The 15,051-nt window shown below is 51.8% G+C and carries 19 protein-coding genes; 9 read left to right on the plus strand and 10 right to left on the minus strand.

Annotated elements, in window-relative coordinates; all coding sequences use genetic code 11:
• Positions 1–50 precede the first annotated feature (50 nt).
• On the minus strand, positions 51–524 hold the full coding sequence (locus tag CRP01_RS19560; protein WP_099151781.1) for a hypothetical protein: 474 nt from the start codon (positions 522–524) through the stop codon (positions 51–53).
• Positions 525–871: 347 nt separating this feature from the next.
• Between CRP01_RS19560 and CRP01_RS19565 the strand changes: the two genes are divergently transcribed.
• Positions 872–1,462, plus strand: coding sequence for a GNAT family N-acetyltransferase (locus CRP01_RS19565; protein WP_099151782.1), 591 nt, complete (start codon positions 872–874; stop codon positions 1,460–1,462).
• A 4-nt stretch (positions 1,463–1,466) separates the two neighbouring features.
• On the opposite strand, the gene CRP01_RS19570 is transcribed toward CRP01_RS19565, so the two are convergent.
• Positions 1,467–2,522, minus strand: coding sequence for a hypothetical protein (locus tag CRP01_RS19570; protein WP_099151783.1), 1,056 nt, complete (start codon positions 2,520–2,522; stop codon positions 1,467–1,469).
• A 395-nt stretch (positions 2,523–2,917) separates the two neighbouring features.
• Between CRP01_RS19570 and CRP01_RS19575 the strand changes: the two genes are divergently transcribed.
• Entirely contained in the window at positions 2,918–3,457 is a 540-nt protein-coding gene (locus CRP01_RS19575; protein WP_099151784.1) for an OsmC family protein, read from the plus strand.
• Here the strand turns inward: CRP01_RS19575 and CRP01_RS19580 are convergent.
• Positions 3,447–4,223, minus strand: coding sequence for a cobalamin-binding protein (locus tag CRP01_RS19580; protein ID WP_099151785.1), 777 nt, complete (start codon positions 4,221–4,223; stop codon positions 3,447–3,449). The two genes, CRP01_RS19575 and CRP01_RS19580, sit on opposite strands and share 11 nt — an antisense overlap.
• A gap of 179 nt (positions 4,224–4,402) precedes the next feature.
• Between CRP01_RS19580 and CRP01_RS19585 the strand changes: the two genes are divergently transcribed.
• Positions 4,403–5,056 carry a porin family protein gene (locus tag CRP01_RS19585; protein WP_099151786.1) on the plus strand — a complete coding sequence of 218 codons (654 nt, stop codon included), beginning with the start codon at positions 4,403–4,405 and terminating at the stop codon, positions 5,054–5,056.
• A 28-nt stretch (positions 5,057–5,084) separates the two neighbouring features.
• On the opposite strand, the gene CRP01_RS19590 is transcribed toward CRP01_RS19585, so the two are convergent.
• Positions 5,085–5,459 (minus strand): bleomycin resistance protein, encoded by a 375-nt coding sequence (locus CRP01_RS19590; RefSeq protein WP_170110454.1) that lies wholly within the window; start codon positions 5,457–5,459, stop codon positions 5,085–5,087.
• A gap of 109 nt (positions 5,460–5,568) precedes the next feature.
• Here CRP01_RS19590 and CRP01_RS19595 point away from each other — a divergent pair, with 109 nt between their 5' ends.
• From CRP01_RS19595 to CRP01_RS19615, 5 genes are all read left to right on the plus strand, one after another.
• Entirely contained in the window at positions 5,569–6,213 is a 645-nt protein-coding gene (locus CRP01_RS19595; protein WP_099151788.1) for a porin family protein, read from the plus strand.
• A gap of 185 nt (positions 6,214–6,398) precedes the next feature.
• On the plus strand, positions 6,399–6,941 hold the full coding sequence (locus tag CRP01_RS19600) for an RNA polymerase sigma factor (RefSeq protein ID WP_099151789.1): 543 nt from the start codon (positions 6,399–6,401) through the stop codon (positions 6,939–6,941).
• A 1-nt stretch (position 6,942) separates the two neighbouring features.
• Positions 6,943–7,932 (plus strand): T9SS type A sorting domain-containing protein, encoded by a 990-nt coding sequence (locus CRP01_RS19605; RefSeq protein WP_099151790.1) that lies wholly within the window; start codon positions 6,943–6,945, stop codon positions 7,930–7,932.
• Between the two features lie 74 nt (positions 7,933–8,006).
• Complete coding sequence (locus CRP01_RS19610; RefSeq protein ID WP_099151791.1) at positions 8,007–9,419, plus strand: MBOAT family O-acyltransferase; 1,413 nt, start codon at positions 8,007–8,009, stop codon at positions 9,417–9,419.
• Positions 9,416–10,828 (plus strand): alginate O-acetyltransferase AlgX-related protein, encoded by a 1,413-nt coding sequence (locus CRP01_RS19615; protein ID WP_170110455.1) that lies wholly within the window; start codon positions 9,416–9,418, stop codon positions 10,826–10,828. The genes CRP01_RS19610 and CRP01_RS19615 overlap by 4 nt, the downstream gene beginning before the upstream one ends.
• Here the strand turns inward: CRP01_RS19615 and cutA are convergent.
• From cutA to CRP01_RS19645, 6 genes are all read right to left on the minus strand, one after another.
• The gene (gene cutA / locus CRP01_RS19620; RefSeq protein ID WP_099151793.1) at positions 10,825–11,139 is read right to left on the minus strand and encodes a divalent-cation tolerance protein CutA; all 315 of its coding nucleotides are present in this window, start codon (positions 11,137–11,139) and stop codon (positions 10,825–10,827) included. The genes CRP01_RS19615 and cutA overlap by 4 nt on opposite strands.
• Before the next feature lie 247 nt (positions 11,140–11,386).
• Positions 11,387–11,944 carry a GNAT family N-acetyltransferase gene (locus CRP01_RS19625; protein WP_099151794.1) on the minus strand — a complete coding sequence of 186 codons (558 nt, stop codon included), beginning with the start codon at positions 11,942–11,944 and terminating at the stop codon, positions 11,387–11,389.
• Positions 11,941–12,456: a peroxiredoxin family protein gene (locus tag CRP01_RS19630; protein WP_099151795.1), complete on the minus strand. Its 516-nt coding sequence runs from the start codon at positions 12,454–12,456 to the stop codon at positions 11,941–11,943. The genes CRP01_RS19625 and CRP01_RS19630 overlap by 4 nt, the downstream gene beginning before the upstream one ends.
• Positions 12,457–12,587: 131 nt before the next feature.
• Positions 12,588–13,055 (minus strand): NUDIX domain-containing protein, encoded by a 468-nt coding sequence (locus tag CRP01_RS19635; protein WP_099151796.1) that lies wholly within the window; start codon positions 13,053–13,055, stop codon positions 12,588–12,590.
• Positions 13,052–13,504, minus strand: coding sequence for a DUF1801 domain-containing protein (locus CRP01_RS19640; protein ID WP_099151797.1), 453 nt, complete (start codon positions 13,502–13,504; stop codon positions 13,052–13,054). Before CRP01_RS19640 ends, CRP01_RS19635 begins: the two co-directional genes overlap by 4 nt.
• 85 nt (positions 13,505–13,589) lie before the next feature.
• Positions 13,590–14,213: a GyrI-like domain-containing protein gene (locus CRP01_RS19645; protein WP_099151798.1), complete on the minus strand. Its 624-nt coding sequence runs from the start codon at positions 14,211–14,213 to the stop codon at positions 13,590–13,592.
• 237 nt (positions 14,214–14,450) lie between these two features.
• Here CRP01_RS19645 and CRP01_RS19650 point away from each other — a divergent pair, with 237 nt between their 5' ends.
• The gene (locus CRP01_RS19650) at positions 14,451–14,951 is read left to right on the plus strand and encodes a GNAT family N-acetyltransferase (protein ID WP_099151799.1); all 501 of its coding nucleotides are present in this window, start codon (positions 14,451–14,453) and stop codon (positions 14,949–14,951) included.
• The last annotated feature ends 100 nt before the right edge of the window (positions 14,952–15,051 follow it).

Consider the following 15,051-nt stretch of genomic DNA (forward strand, 5'->3'; position numbering starts at 1 on the left):
CCTGGACGGTATTAGTTTTCCGGCCAACCCCATGGGTGCGCGATGCGCTTTTACCGCAGGGTACGAACCGAACTGGTCTGGCCGTCAAAGGCTTCCACCAGAATATCGTTTGCCTTCTCCATATCCGTTTTGAAGATGTAATAGATCGCAACGGAACTACCCACAGCAATCGCCATGGACATGATGAACTGGATTAGGAAAGATCCCAGTGTAAAGGTCAATGCGCTATAGCGCAGGAAGATCAAAAGGTTTACGGGCAGTGCCAGAAAGAATACCAACTGCAGAGCGAAGTGCAAACGGATGTCGTAGCTGATGCGGTAGCCGGTACTGGTGCTTTCCAGTTTACCGATGATCCGGTAGGCCGCAGAACGATTCCGGATCCGGGTCAGGGAAAACTGGCTTCCATTTATCCGGCCCCGACCGATGAGTCGTCTGGCGGTCTCAAATCTTTCGCGGATCTCTTCGGGGTTCAGGTCCGTGCGAAAGGAATTCTGCATACTGGGTAACAGGTCTTTTAGGGTCATTTTTTTACATTTGAATACGGGTGATGAAATAGGCGGAAAATTGTTTCCCGCTTTTGGTAAAATAGAGTGTACCCAGGCAAAAATTTGTACCCACCGGACTCCGATAAAGGAAAAGATCACATCCTCCGGACCCGCATATCCGACAGTTGCTGTCCCAAAGAAAACGGCAGAATGAATGATGATTGAGAATCATTCGGAATGAAGGCCATCTGGTGCCGTAGGTGGCACGATTGGCACTGATCGGCCGGCCTGTATGCCAAAAAAAGAAATGGAGTATCCGGAAACTAAAACTTAATTTGTAAATCGCAGCGATAAACTTACGTCTTTCACCACCAGCCGATCATTCCATGAGTATCCAGATCAAAGCATTTACAGGTTTAGCCGGCAACACGTATATACCGGCACTGGCTCGACTGCGCATCGAAATATTCCGGGAATTCCCCTACCTCTACGATGGCGATATGGCCTACGAAGAGGCCTATCTGAAAACCTTTTTCGCTGCGCCCGATAGCCTGATCGTGGTAGCCTTCGACCAGGACCAGATCGTGGGTGCTTCTACCGGCATGCCGCTGGAACACGAAACCGAAAACATAAAAAGCCCCTGGCGGGCGGCAGGTCACGATCCGGCCCGGATCTTCTACTACGGAGAATCCGTGCTACGGCATTCTTATCGGGGGCAGGGCATCGGCGTTCGATTTTTTGAGGAACGGGAAAAATGGGCCCGGCAACTGGGTCGGTTCGAGCGACTTACCTTCTGCGCGGTGATCCGGCCGGATGATCATCCGCTGCGGCCGAAATCCTATACACCCCTACACGATTTTTGGCACCGCCGTGGCTTCGGGAAGGTAGAAGGCATGAGCTGTACGATGGACTGGAAAGATCTGGACGCCCCGGAAGAGACGTCCAAATCTTTACAATTCTGGCAGAAATCGCTGTAGGTAGTTACAGCAACTGGAATCGCTGCGGCACCCACCTCCGGCCGTTCCAGAAGGAAATGATATAGGTCCCTCCGGCTTGTACGGGCAGTTCAATCCGGGAGATGCGATCCCGAAGCTGGCCTTCCCGCAGAAATTGCCCCAGCGGGTTAAAGATCCGGTAGGGCACCGCCTCCTGCCAATTACTAAATTCAACCTGAACCGATTGGCCGAAAGCCGGGTTGGGAAAGATCCGTAGGTTCTGTCTGGCCCACTCCAGTTCTTCCGTGTCGGTCGTCTGGGCCCGCACCAGCAGCTCCATATCGAGAATAAACTGATCGATCAGCTCTCCGTTCCGATAGGATTTGAACAGAATACCAATGTTGTATTTACCAATAAGATTGGGTGTGTCCCAGGTCAGTTGTCCGGTGATAGGATCAACTTGAAAGAGGTTATTACCTCCCGAATCAATTTCGTTGGGATGAGAAAAATTCGGCACCGGTTCGTTAATACCCTGCAGGGGGGCAACCAGCTCGTAGACTATACTATCTCCGTCAACATCATAAGCGTTCGGGTTAAAGGCGTAGACTTGCCCCACATTGATCAAATCGATCGTTGGGTTGAGTATCCGGGGAGAAGTATTGATGCCCTCCGTATCCGGATCCAGTAGTCTGACCATTGCCTGTAAATGAAATGCAATTTGTTCGGAATCCGGGGGATTGACATTCAGAATTCCGGTGTCTCGGTTGGGATCGGTCATGGAGATCACATAAGTGTCGCGGGAAGCATAGGTATGTTCGGCCCGGTAAATGTTGAACTTAAAGTCATCACCCAGTTCTACCCCGCTGGGCGGAACCCCATCCCCATTGGTCCGGATCACTTTCTCACAGACCCCGTCTCCCCAACAGATCGTTAGGGTATCCCGGTCGGCCGGCCGGCTGCTGGCCCGCGTGTAGGTAATGATCTCCGCCTCAATGGTTAAAGGTCCGGTTTGCTCGTAGCTGATGTAGCCGGTTCGATTGTGAGTGGCATAGAGTAGTTGGGCACTCGAGAGGAGTGCGAGTGCAAGAAGACAGCGCATCATGGTTTTAGTAGTTTGTTTGAATAATTTGATGAATAAGCTCTTTTAAATTACTGCTTTTACCCATCTATTGAAAATTATCGGAGTCGAAAACCATTGTACTGCCAATAGCTGACAATTCCATCGGATTTAATCCCGGCTATCGACCGCAAACGCTGCCATCCTATTGCGATCCCGGGCGTACGGTCCACTATTTACCAAGCGTTCCATTCGGCTTACCGGCCAGATCTTGCGCCCCCCGCTAACCTTTACCATCATCACAAACACAGGGAACGTGCTTTCACTAAATCCGGCGTGCCCCGCATCCGGAATACCCTTAAATTGAAAAGAAACGGAGCAGACGTTTGCTTCCGGCTGTATTTTAATACCACCCGATTAGCTGATCAAAAGAGATAAAAATGATAAATACCAATGCCCATTCCGTACGAGAACGCCAGGATCCATTGCGACAAGCCTACCGAACCCAGGCAGAATTAGCCCAGATCACCGACCGGGCCGAAACCTCCGATGCAGTACAGGACAACCCCTTTAACGGCTGGGTGAAAGCCGGGAATGAAGCGGATACCCCCGGCATCCGGTTTGGCATTCACCGGGCGGTGGGCGGCTACCACGATGCCCCCAACCCCGGAGACTTTTTATGTGCTGCGCTGGCGGCCTGTCTGGATTCTACCATCCGCATCATTGCCGAAAGAATGAAGGTTAAACTGGAAAAACTGACGGTTGAGGTGACTGCCGATGTGGATGTCCGGGGTACGCTGATGGTGAGCCGGGAAGTACCGGTGGGATTTCAAAGTATCAACTGTGCCGTTAATATCCAGGCCGTTGCGGGTACCGATCCGAAAGTGGTGCAAACCCTGATCTCAACGGCGGAGCACTGCTGCGTGAATATGCAGACCCTCCGGCACGGTACGCAGATCAACACCTCTGTTAATCATTGATCATCCCGAGCAACGCATCCAGGCCGTCTGTCAGACAGGCCGGGCCCGGTTGTAAAATGATGGCGGGATCCATTTCGTAGATCCGGTCGTTTTGTATCGCGGGAAGCCGGTCGAAGCCCGGACGGTCCAGTACACTTTGCCGGTCCAGCGGTTTGCCGCACCAGCAACTGATATAGATATCCGGCGCCCGGTCGATCACTTCCTCCGTCCGCACATGGCGTTCGCGGGAAGCCGCACCGCTTGCCCGATCGGCAAAAATATCCTGTCCACCGGCAATCCCGATCAACTCACTTACCCAATGGATGGCGCTGATCATGGGATCATCCCATTCTTCAAAATAGACCCGCGGACGGACCTTTCGTTCGGATGCTGCCCGACGAAGGCTATCGATCCGTTCCCGGTATTCCTTCACGATTTTTTCGGCCCGATCCCCGGCCCCGATCATGCGTCCCAATAATAGTAACTGATTAAGAATATCCGTTACGGATCGCTGATTGGTAATAAATACCTGAAGGTTTTCCCTGATCAGATCCCGCGCCAGATCCGCCTGTACATCGGAAAAGCCGATGATGAGGTCCGGTTCCAGCGCTTTGATCTTTTGCACACTGCCCCCGATAAAGGCGGAGACGACGGGCTTTTCCTGTTTCGCCCGGGGTGGCCGTTCGGTGTAGGCGCTGATGCCGACAATACGATCTTCGGCCCCCAGGAGGTATAGCCATTCGGTGGTCTCTTCGGTTAAACAGACGATGCGTTGTGGGTGAAACATAGGTTGAAAGTTCGTTTAATTCGATGGATCGGTTGTTCACTGGTTCAACATGGTGCCCTTCCCTGCGATTGATGGGCATCCATTGCGGGCGCCATTTTAACATGTGTTAAAGAGTAATCCTTACCCCTGTCCACCGTTTTTTTACCAAAGCACTCTTTCTAACTCACTAAAGCATTTCCATGAAAACGTCTCTTGCTCTGAACTCGTTCGCCGGCCTATTGCTGTTGTTCCTCTTTAGCGGTCAACTACCGGCGCAAACCGCCCTGGGCCTTAAAGCGGGCCTGACCGCTTCGAACTCCCAAGTTAAATTCCAATCCAGTATTGCATCGGAAAAACCGGATAATGATCCGCGTTTTTCGGCTCATTTCGGCTACCTGCTGCGAACGTACCTGTCCGACCGATTTTATTTCCAACCCGAACTACTCTACATTGAAAAGGGATTTCGCGGGAGATCAGTGAACGCTACTGGTGCCGAATCGACCACCGTTGTCCGTTTTCGGAATATCAGTCTGCCGCTGCTACTGGGCGTTCAATTCGGAAATTTTCAGATTGCAGCCGGTCCGGAAATTACTTATTTCCTAAAAGCCCATACCAAAAGTGAAGGCGGCGAATTTGCCGAGAATCCTTTTTTCGGTAAGAATGAATGGCTGTTCAACGGTAATCTCGAACTCGCCTATCAGATCAATAGCTTCCAGCTGAGCCTGCGCGGCAGCCTCGGTCTCAAGCCTTTCCTGAAGGGGAATCTGACGGATGTGAACGGTGTTACGGCCGGCTCTTTCACCTATTACAATCAGGCCCTGCAGGCCGCCATTGCCTATATGATCTTCCAGTAGTCGATTGCTATCTATCGTCCGGCAAGGATTAGGTTTTCGCCGGTACTTCCTCCCCGAACATGAGGCGGTGCCCGTCCGGCGTCTGTATGGCAAATTCTTTCATGCCCCAGTCTTCGGTACGCAGCGACTTACGGATCTTTACTTCTTTTTGCTGAAATTCCCGGTAGAGGGATTCGATATCCTCTACTTCAAGGTAGGCCATATAGGAGTGATCTCCCAGGTCGGAGGCCGGTGGTTCATCGGCACATTCGCCCAGCATAAGCACGAGGGCATCCCGGCCGAGATAACACCAGCCGGGAAACTGAAACAGGATCCTGCATCCCAATTGTTGGGTGTAAAACCGGACGGAAGCATCCAGATCCTGAACGGCTAAAACGTAACGGGTACGGGTAATTTTCGACATTTCGGTGGTTTTGAGAAGCATTAGAAAAGAGGTGTCTCCGTCGAAAAGCGTCAAGTGAGACAAACATGACAAACCACCGTTTATTCTCCAAATATATAAGATCTTATTCATGAAAACATTACAAACGCTGGTCTCGTTTAGCTTTTTCTGCTTTATATTTTCGCTCCTGCCATTACGGGCGCAGACGGCATACGGTTTTAAGATCGGCCGCACCAAAGCCCAGGTATTGGAGACTTTTTCTCCGGATGGTTTCAAAACGCGATCCGGCGACCGCAAACCGATTCATTTCGGATGGTTATTCCGGACGCATTTCAATGAACGGTTTTACATCCAGCCGGAACTGCTCTACCTGGAGAAGGGTTCACACGGCGTCAGCAAACTACCCAGCGGGGAATACCAGGAGACTACCCGGCGCTTCCAGAGCATCAACGTCCCCGTACTATTGGGAGCCAAACTCGGCTTCATCCAGCTTGCTGCCGGCCCGGAATTCGAACACATTTTCAAAATGACATCAAAGCTCGACGACGATGATTACCGCAATGATCCGAATTTCAACGCCCCCCAGTGGAATATTAATGTCAGCGCGGAAGCTGCCGTGCAGTGGAAAGGATTGCAGTTGAGCCTGCGACTGAGCCGGGGGCTCACCCCCATCGCCAAGCGCCAGTTGCTGGATAGCAACGGTCAGGAAGAAGGCAAACTCCGAAAATACAATATTGCCCGGCAGATCGCATTGGCCTATATGCTGTTTAATTAACCGGAGAGTCTGCACCGGCTACCGCGGCAGATACCGGTAGCCGGTCTCCTGGCCAGCCTGTTTTCGATCGACCAATTTCCCCGCTTTTCTGTTGGCAAACGGGAAAAAAATTACAAATTTCCCCTTGGGATGCAACCTGTCGCCCGACCGCTGCACCTAATCTCTACAAAACGCCAACACAAGCTATGTCAATTCCGGATCCTGAAAAACTGATCAAAGCCTGTATCAAGGGGGATCGACTGGCCCAAAAGGCCATGTACGATCACTTTAAAGGCAAAATGTACGCGCTTTGTCTCCGCTATGCCACCCAGCAGGCCGAAGCGGAAGACATGTTGCTACAGGGATTTTTTAAGGTATTCCGGGACTTGCACCAGTTCACCCCCGGCAATTCGCTGGAAGGCTGGATACGCCGCGTGATGGTCCGCACCGCCCTGATGCAATTGCGTAGTAATAAACGCTGGATCTCCACTTTACCCGAGACCGACTGGCCGGGAGACAACGAACCAGATGCCCACCTTCCGCCGGGGATGGATACTCAGCACATCCTGCGGATGATGCGCCAGTTGCCCCCGGGTTACCGGGCGGTATTCAACCTTTACGCCATAGAGGGATATTCTCACCGGGAAATCGCCGAGCAGCTGGACATCAGTGAAAGCACTTCCAAATCGCAGTATCTGCGGGCCAAAGCGGCCCTCCGAAAACTGCTGCAGGATCAAAAAGTAAGTTAGCATGAAAAAAGATCAATTCGAAACGGATATAAAAGACCGCCTGGATGCCCTGGAAACATCCCCTCCGGATAAGATCTGGGACCAACTCGATCATCAACTCGGTTCCGGCACGCCCGCCCCATTCCGACCGGGAAAGTGGCTCGGACTCGCAGCAGCGGGGATCGTTGCGCTGGCGGCTATACTTCTGCTCCTCCGGCCGGCTGATCCATCAGTGATCCAGGCCGAAAATGAGGTCAGATACGATACGGTTTACGGACTGGGAGCATCCGGGGAATTTAGGGTGGTTCAGGTAGATACCGCGCTGATCGGGATCAGTGCTGAAAAGGAGTCGGTCATGGCCGTGAGGGACCGCATTCCCGAACCTGTCCGGACCTGGCTGGAAGATGAGCGTGTTTTATTGCTGTATATCCGTAGTGATTGTAAGTATTGCCTACGATTGGAGGAAGAAACTTTTACCGACCCCGGGCTGGACCAGTTCATCGAGGACCACTTCAATATGATCACCCTCGAATACGGAGATGAGAAGAACGCGCCCTTCCTGAATCGAAATAACCTCAATGTCTCCCCTACGCTGGTGGTCATCAACGAGCGGGGCCTGATCACCTATCGCATCCAGGGATTCCGGAATGCCACTGACATGCAGACCACCCTGCAGGCCGTACTGGACGGCGCCACTATTCCGGAAAAGGAAGCGGAGCAGGAAGTAGTGACCGGTCCGTACGTTGAGATCACGGACCGCCCCCGAACTTTTAAAATTGCCCCCAACCCCAGTCAGGGACCATTTACCATCCGGGTCAACAATCCCGAACGGCTTGCCGCGAAGGTTCAGATCAGTACCATCCACGGCCAAATGGTTCGCGAACAACACATCGACGCCGTGCGGGGCGATTGGGAAGAAAGTTTCGACCTCTCCGACGTCCGGAAGGGATATTATATCATCCGGATCGAGCGGGGCAGTGAGGTATTGGTGGAAAAAATACTGATCCAATAATTTTTACCATCTTAGCAGGTAGCAGGCGGGAAATATCAATTTGCCGCCAGGCTACTTATCGATCGACGCTATAGATGGTATTCAGCTCCACCACATTCCTCTTTCTGTTTCTACCGCTGGTCCTTATCGGGTACTTTGCGGCAGCCTCCATCGGTCGGCGCAATACGGTTCTGCTGATCGCCAGTTTGCTGTTTTACGCCTGGGGAGAGGGCGCTTACCTGCTGATCATGCTGGCTTCTATCGGTGTAAATTTCGCGCTCAGTCGGCAAATGGACCGGCAACACGATCGCCTTAGGCGAAAGCACTGGCTCACCGCCGAGCTTGTTTTCAACCTGGGGTTACTGGCCTTTTTTAAATACGCCAATTTTCTCACGGACAATCTCAATGACCTGCTGGACGGCATCGGACTACCACTGGTGTATCTCGCACCGATCCATTTGCCCATCGGGATCTCCTTTTTTACTTTCCAGGCCATTGCTTACGTCCTGGACGTCTACTGGCGAAAGATACCCGCCCAGGGGGATGTTTTCAAACTGGGGCTGTACATTGCCCTTTTTCCCCAACTGATCGCCGGCCCAATCGTGCGTTATACCCAGATCCGGGAAGCACTGGATGAACGTGCCAATTCTGTAGAAGAGCGGATCAACGGGATCCAGCGGTTTATCATCGGACTGGCCAAAAAGATGCTGATCGCCGACACCCTCGGCCGGGTAGCCGACCAGATATTCGCCTTACCCGCAACTGAACTGGAACCCTCGGCCGCCTGGCTGGGTATTCTGGCCTATACTGTTCAGATCTACTACGACTTTTCGGGCTATTCCGATATGGCTATCGGACTGGGACAGGTCTTTGGCTTCCGCTTCCCGGAAAATTTTAATTATCCCTATATTTCACGATCACTCCGGGAGTTTTGGCGACGCTGGCACATCTCGCTATCCACCTGGTTCCGGGATTATCTCTACATCCCGCTGGGCGGTAACCACGGGAGTACCGCCCGTACCTTTTTCAACCTGGGGCTGGTTTTCTTCCTCTGCGGCCTGTGGCACGGCGCCAGTTGGAATTTCATTGTCTGGGGCTTGTTTCACGGCTGTTTTCTGATCCTGGAGCGTACGGCATTCGGTGCCTGGCTCAGCCGCCGTTCGTCCTGGATCCAACACTTTTATTTACTGGCTGTCGTGATCATCGCCTGGGTGTTTTTCCGGGCAGCGGATATTTCGCAGGCCATACAGTATCTGGGTGCCATGATCGGGCAGGCCGGTCGTCCTGCTTATTACGCTGGACTTTATCTTGACCGGGAGATCCTGTTAAGCTTTGTATTCGCGATCACCTTTGCCGGACCGCTTTTTCCTTATTTGCAAAAAAGGGTATCCGAAAGGGGGCAATCTATGCAGGCTCTGTACCTCAGTCTGCTAATGGGTTTATTTTTGTGGAGCCTGACCACGATCCTGACGAACAGCTATCAACCCTTTATCTATTTTAGATTTTGACGGACCGAAAAATACATATCGTTTTCATTAGCGCCTTTAGCCTGTGCCTGGCTTACGGTTGCTGGCTGTATGTGAGTCATTTTGTCATCGACGGGCACTATAAAAAGCTCAGCCTCCGCCACCTGATCCAGCCCTCCCGAATTAGCGGGCCCTACGAGGCGGAACTTAGCCGCACCCTTAGTCGGGACCAGCACTGGTCTTTGCACGGGCTGGCCTACCTGAAACACAAGTTTTTGAAAACCGGTATCACGTCCAAGGTCCTGATCGGGCAGGACGACTGGTTGTTTCTACAGGAAGAGGACGGTCGCAAGGTCCTCCACCAGTCGCTGAGGATCTACCGCTACACGCCCCTCGAATTGAGATCCTGGTGCCTGAACATCCGGCAGCGGAATTTTTGGGCCCATAAATACGGGATAGACTACGTACTGGCCATCGCCCCGAATAAGGCGAGCATATACCCGGAATACCTGCCGGAACGCTTCCACTCCCCCACCCGATCCCGCAGCCTGGATCAACTGATCGCAGACCTGCCGGATATCACGATTATTGACCTGACGGACAGTATCCGGAACCGCAAATCACAGGGTCTGCTCTATTACCCGACCGATACCCACTGGAATGCAACGGGAGCCTATTGGGGCTACCGGGCGCTAATGCAGCGCTTACCGCCGCCCTATGCCACCACTCCCCTGAGCCGCACGGAACTCTACATTCGGGATTCCATGCAGCGCAACGGAGACCTGAACCGCATGGCATTAGCAATCAGTGACCGCAGAGAAAAAGTAGACTATCCGGTGCCAGTTTCGACCCGAACTCAGTCTCGCGAAGAAAAAGCCGAAAGCGCCGGTGTTTCCATTAATACCCAGGTATTCACCCAGGCCGATACCAGTCTAGCCCGGGTAGTTTTCGATCACGATTCTTATCTGAAAGATTTTGAACCGCTTTTTGCGGAACATTTTTCGGAGAGTACTTTCCTTTGGGGTTTTCAGGATTTCCACGCCGATCTGATCCGGCGCAAGCAGGTCGACCTGGTGGTAGACGAGTTTGTGGAGCGCGCCCTGATCGGCCCCACGCCCCGCAACGAGTGGCCGGTCATTCAGGAATTCTGGGCGGAGCATTTCGACACCTTAGCGCCGTTCATTCAGCTCGATGATCTGAGTTTCCCCGAACTGATCCCCGCTTTGCAAAAACTGGACTTGCCCACTGACCGAATCGCCGTACTGCGGATCCATTCCAAACCCCGGGAAACGGACAAACTGGTAATCGATTACGGAACGGAACAGGGATATTACTGGTTGCGGGAGGAAGGAGATGTTTATTACCTGGAATACGATTCGAAGCAGGTACAAAATTTCAGAGTGGAAAATCAGACTCCCCATACCATCAAAGTCGAAGTGCGCCTGTACTAAGCTCCGGTTTCCGAACGGATCCATTCCCGGTAAGGTGCCAGTCCGAAGCGGATCTCCGTAGCGATGATCTCCGGCACTTCGTAGGGGTGCAATTCGAGTATAGTTTGTTCCACCTCCGGATACCGGTCCTGAGTGGTTTTGATCAGCAGCAGGCACTCTTCGCCGGACTCGATCTTCCCTTCCCACCAGTAGGTGCTGGTGATCGGCCCGATAAGCTGCACACAGGCGGCCAGCCGGTTAGCCACCAGATCGTGGGCTATGGCCTGGGCTATCTCCTTATCGGGAGTGGTGACCTGAATTTGGATCTCCATACGCGTGGATTTTTTTTGATTTCGCAAAAGCTGGCCGCTAATTAATTCAAGTTTCGATACTTGAATTGTAGAGAGTAGATGGTAAAGCGTAGAGAGACTGCAACCGTTAAAATGAGCGATTTTGCTCCATTTTAACGATAGGTAATCCTTCAACCCTCTACTTTATACCCTTTAGTTGCATCGCAATTTAGATTAATTAAAATATTTGCTTTTACAGTTTCCCGCATATCCACGCGCTAATTTCTGCTTATTCCAGAAAATCCGTTCGCTCCAGACTAAAGAGGGTAGTTTCCAGGAGGGCACCGCCGAATTTGCCACCTCTGCGACTTTCGTAGCGCTCCGTGACGGAGAAACCGGACTTTTGCAGCACTTTGACGGAACCGATATTGCGGCTGAGACAACCGGAATTGATCCGTTTCAGGTCCGGGAGTTCACGAAAAGCCCAGTCGACCACCCGCCGGACCACTTCGGTGACGTAACCCTTTCCCCAGTGTTCGCGGCTCAGTGCATAATCGATATGGGCTTCCGATGGGGAGTCCTGCACAAAACTTACCGTCCCGATCATTCCGGTTTGCGCTTTCGGGTGGATGCCCCACACCAGATGAATACTTCCCGGTTCCTCGCTGTGCCGACTCAGAACATGATGGATAAAATCCCGACTTTCCGTTTCGTCCTGGTGAGCAGTCCAGGCCGTATGCCGGGCGACCTCGGGGTCCCGGGCGTAGTGGTATAGATCAGGTGCATCCTCCAACTCCAGCGGGCGTAATTGCAAACGTTCGCCGGTAATTAAAAATGTAGCTCTCATTCCGCCAGAGCACTATCCAGCAGGGCCATAAAGTCATTGCCTCCCTCTTCATCACTCATGAGAAGGTCACATTTAAAATATCGGATGTTACGTTGTTTATCGATCACCAGAGTGGTCGGCATACATTTTATTTCGAAAGTCTTATCGCCGCTGATCCCGCTAAAATCGACTCCGTCCTTGATCTCCCAGGTGATCGGATGTTTACGCAGGTAGTCACTCATATCCTTCCACTGGTTCGGCGTGACGGACCAAAAGACGATATCTTCCCGGTCACGGTATTTTCCGGCTAATTCATTCAGGTAGGGCTGTTCGAGCAGGCAACCTTTACACCCGATCATCCAGAAATTCATTACGATCACTTTGTCTTTAACATCATCCAGAGAATAAGGGGTCCCTTGCCGGGTTTGGATCTCGGTGAGTCCCAGCGGATCGCCAACCTGTAATTTTGCTACCTGACCGAGCATAGGAAATACAAAAAGAAGAGCACCAAAGAGCAGAGCATTTTTTTTCATATCATAAAACTTATGGGGTACAGTATCCGGGAGTTATCGGTATTCACTATTACGCCGGGAATGTACCGAAAATGTAAAAATCAGAGCGTATTGCAATTTAAATATAAATCGCCAGAGATCAAAGCGATCGGCTACTCCTGATCTTCCAGATAAAGCGTATCCCCCTTTTTGAAAGCCTCGATACATTTGAGGATCCTTCGGCCGAGGATCTTTGAAGTTTTTTCCGAAATACCGTCCGCTGGGACAAAAGCAAAATTGATGATCTCCTCCCCATCGATCCGGATTTGCCGGATAGCCTGCGGGTTCAAGGTACCACCGTAAAAGATAAACATCAGGCCCTCCGTTCTAGTGTCATTTTCCGATAGATAATCTACACATAATAGACGGAGTACAGCCGGCTCTATACCGATCTCTTCCCAGACCTCTCTCCGACAGGCATTAAGTGGAGACTCCAGCTTTTCAACAATCCCGCCGGGTATCTCCCAGCCTGGTTTATAACTGGGTTTGACCAACAATATTTCCTGTTTTTCGTTCAGAAACAGCGCTCCGGATCCCATCCGCTTCTGTGGAAGGGTGCGATGAAATGATTTATTGCTCATTTGTTTTTCTTTCGGCTCCTGCGATGCTGATGTTTTTCCCGATACAACATCTCGTCAATTTCCATCGATTCGAGCAAAAAATGCCGAATGATCTCGTCCTCAATATCCGCCTCCTGCAGAAATGTCTTGGTGTAAACGTGCTTCCGGTTACCCTTTTCCAGGTAATCACTGGCATCGTGCAGCAAATGACCGTAACTGAATCCTAGCATGACCCCGGCTTTGGTAGTGCTGCCCCAGGGCACCGCACCGGGCCAGATGAAACAGATATTCTTTCGGAGAGCGTAGAAGGGAACGTTGTAGGAGAGTTTTTCCTTTACGCCCGGTACTGTTTCCCAGATCAGGCCCTGCAGGCGTTCTGTGATCAGTTGCTGATCTTCCGGAAGGTAGGCCAGCATTTCAGCGATGTTGCGAAAGCGGACATTTTGCATGCGTTTTCTTTCCTGGTCCATGCGTTGGATCTATGGGTTAATTACCATTGTGGCCAATGTCTGGTTTAAATTATAAAAAATCCGTCACTCGAGCGTTCCCTTGCGCTCAGGAAACCGGTTCCCGCAGTATGGTCCTCCAGGATTCCGGTGCCGCCCGCCGGATGTCTGACAGGTAAATTTCGTGGTGCAATCCCGCTTTTTTAAATCCTCTTTGCTCGATGAATTGCTGCAGGATGCGCAGACTTTCCGGTTCGCGCTCAAAGGGGCCGACGTGCAGCATCTGGACTACTTTTTCCGGTGGAGTTTCCAGCCACGCTATTGACCGGGCCGTTTCCAGGGCTTTTTTCCGGATGACCTCATCAATGGCTACGGTTAAGGCCGCAGCGTGGACAAATTCCGGCATCCGGATCATCATGCGCCAGTGCCATTCACTACGGGGGATTCGGGTGGGCGCTTCCTCCATGGTGACCGAACCGTAAGCATCCTCATCGAACCACCAACAACCTTCGAGCCTGGGTACTACAAAATCCTGTCCTTCCTGCTTGAACGCGAATTTGAGAGAATAGGCGACAGTGAACAGGGCCTGTACTTTAGCGGCGTATTCCGGTCCGTCGGGGTCTCCCTGACCGGTAATGCTGATGTAGCGGGCCGCTTCAATCTGGCGGATCTCCGGTTGCCGCGCCGCCGAATAGTAGGGAGCGTACCGCTTTTTCAGATCAAGTTTTTCCATGCTTTTTCCACAAAGAAAGTAGCAGTCGCTGACAGCCCTATGTCAGTAATTTTCAAAAAATGAGTTCGATGGGGAAAGTCAGATTACCGGGCATTTGGCGTAACTTTTTCACCTTTCTGCAATTGCCTGGATAAAGTATTGTGATCAATAGTTATTTTTGTCGGGTACTTAAATGTGTAATTTCATTCCCGCCCTGGCCATATTCCTGCAAAAAAGATCCGCTTAAATCCTGTTCGCATGCATCTTAACATCCGACCGGCCGGGCCGGACGATCTTCCGGCTATCCTGGACATCGTCAATCACATTATCCTGACTACCACGACTAACTACAGTTACGAGCCGGAAAGTCTGGCCGACCGGCAAGCCTGGCTGACCAGGCAACAGGCCGCCGATATGCCGGTGATCGTAGCCGAACGCGATGGTATTCTGGTCGGCTTTGGCAGTTACGGGCCGTTCCGCAATAAGATAGGGTACCGATTCACCGTGGAACATTCGGTATACGTGCACCGGGATCACCATCATCTCGGTATCGGGCAGAAGCTACTGGAAGAACTGATCCGTCTGGCCAGAGCCCAGGGAATGCACATTATGATCGCGGGAGTTGATACGCAAAATCAGGGTAGTTTCCTGTTCCATCAGAAAATGGGCTTTGAACCGGTCGCTCATTTTCGGGAAGTAGGTTTCAAATTCGGCCAATGGCTGGACCTGATGTTTTTACAGCTTTATTTGAGTGAATGAAAGGAAATGGGATGATAGAATAGAGGAGATGATCCTTGACTCCGAATGCTCCGGCTTCCACCCCACCAAATTGCTCATCCAGTCCCGAAAATTACGGATA

This window comes from Flavilitoribacter nigricans DSM 23189 = NBRC 102662 (assembly GCF_002646595.1).
GTDB lineage: Bacteria > Bacteroidota > Bacteroidia > Chitinophagales > Saprospiraceae > Flavilitoribacter > Flavilitoribacter nigricans.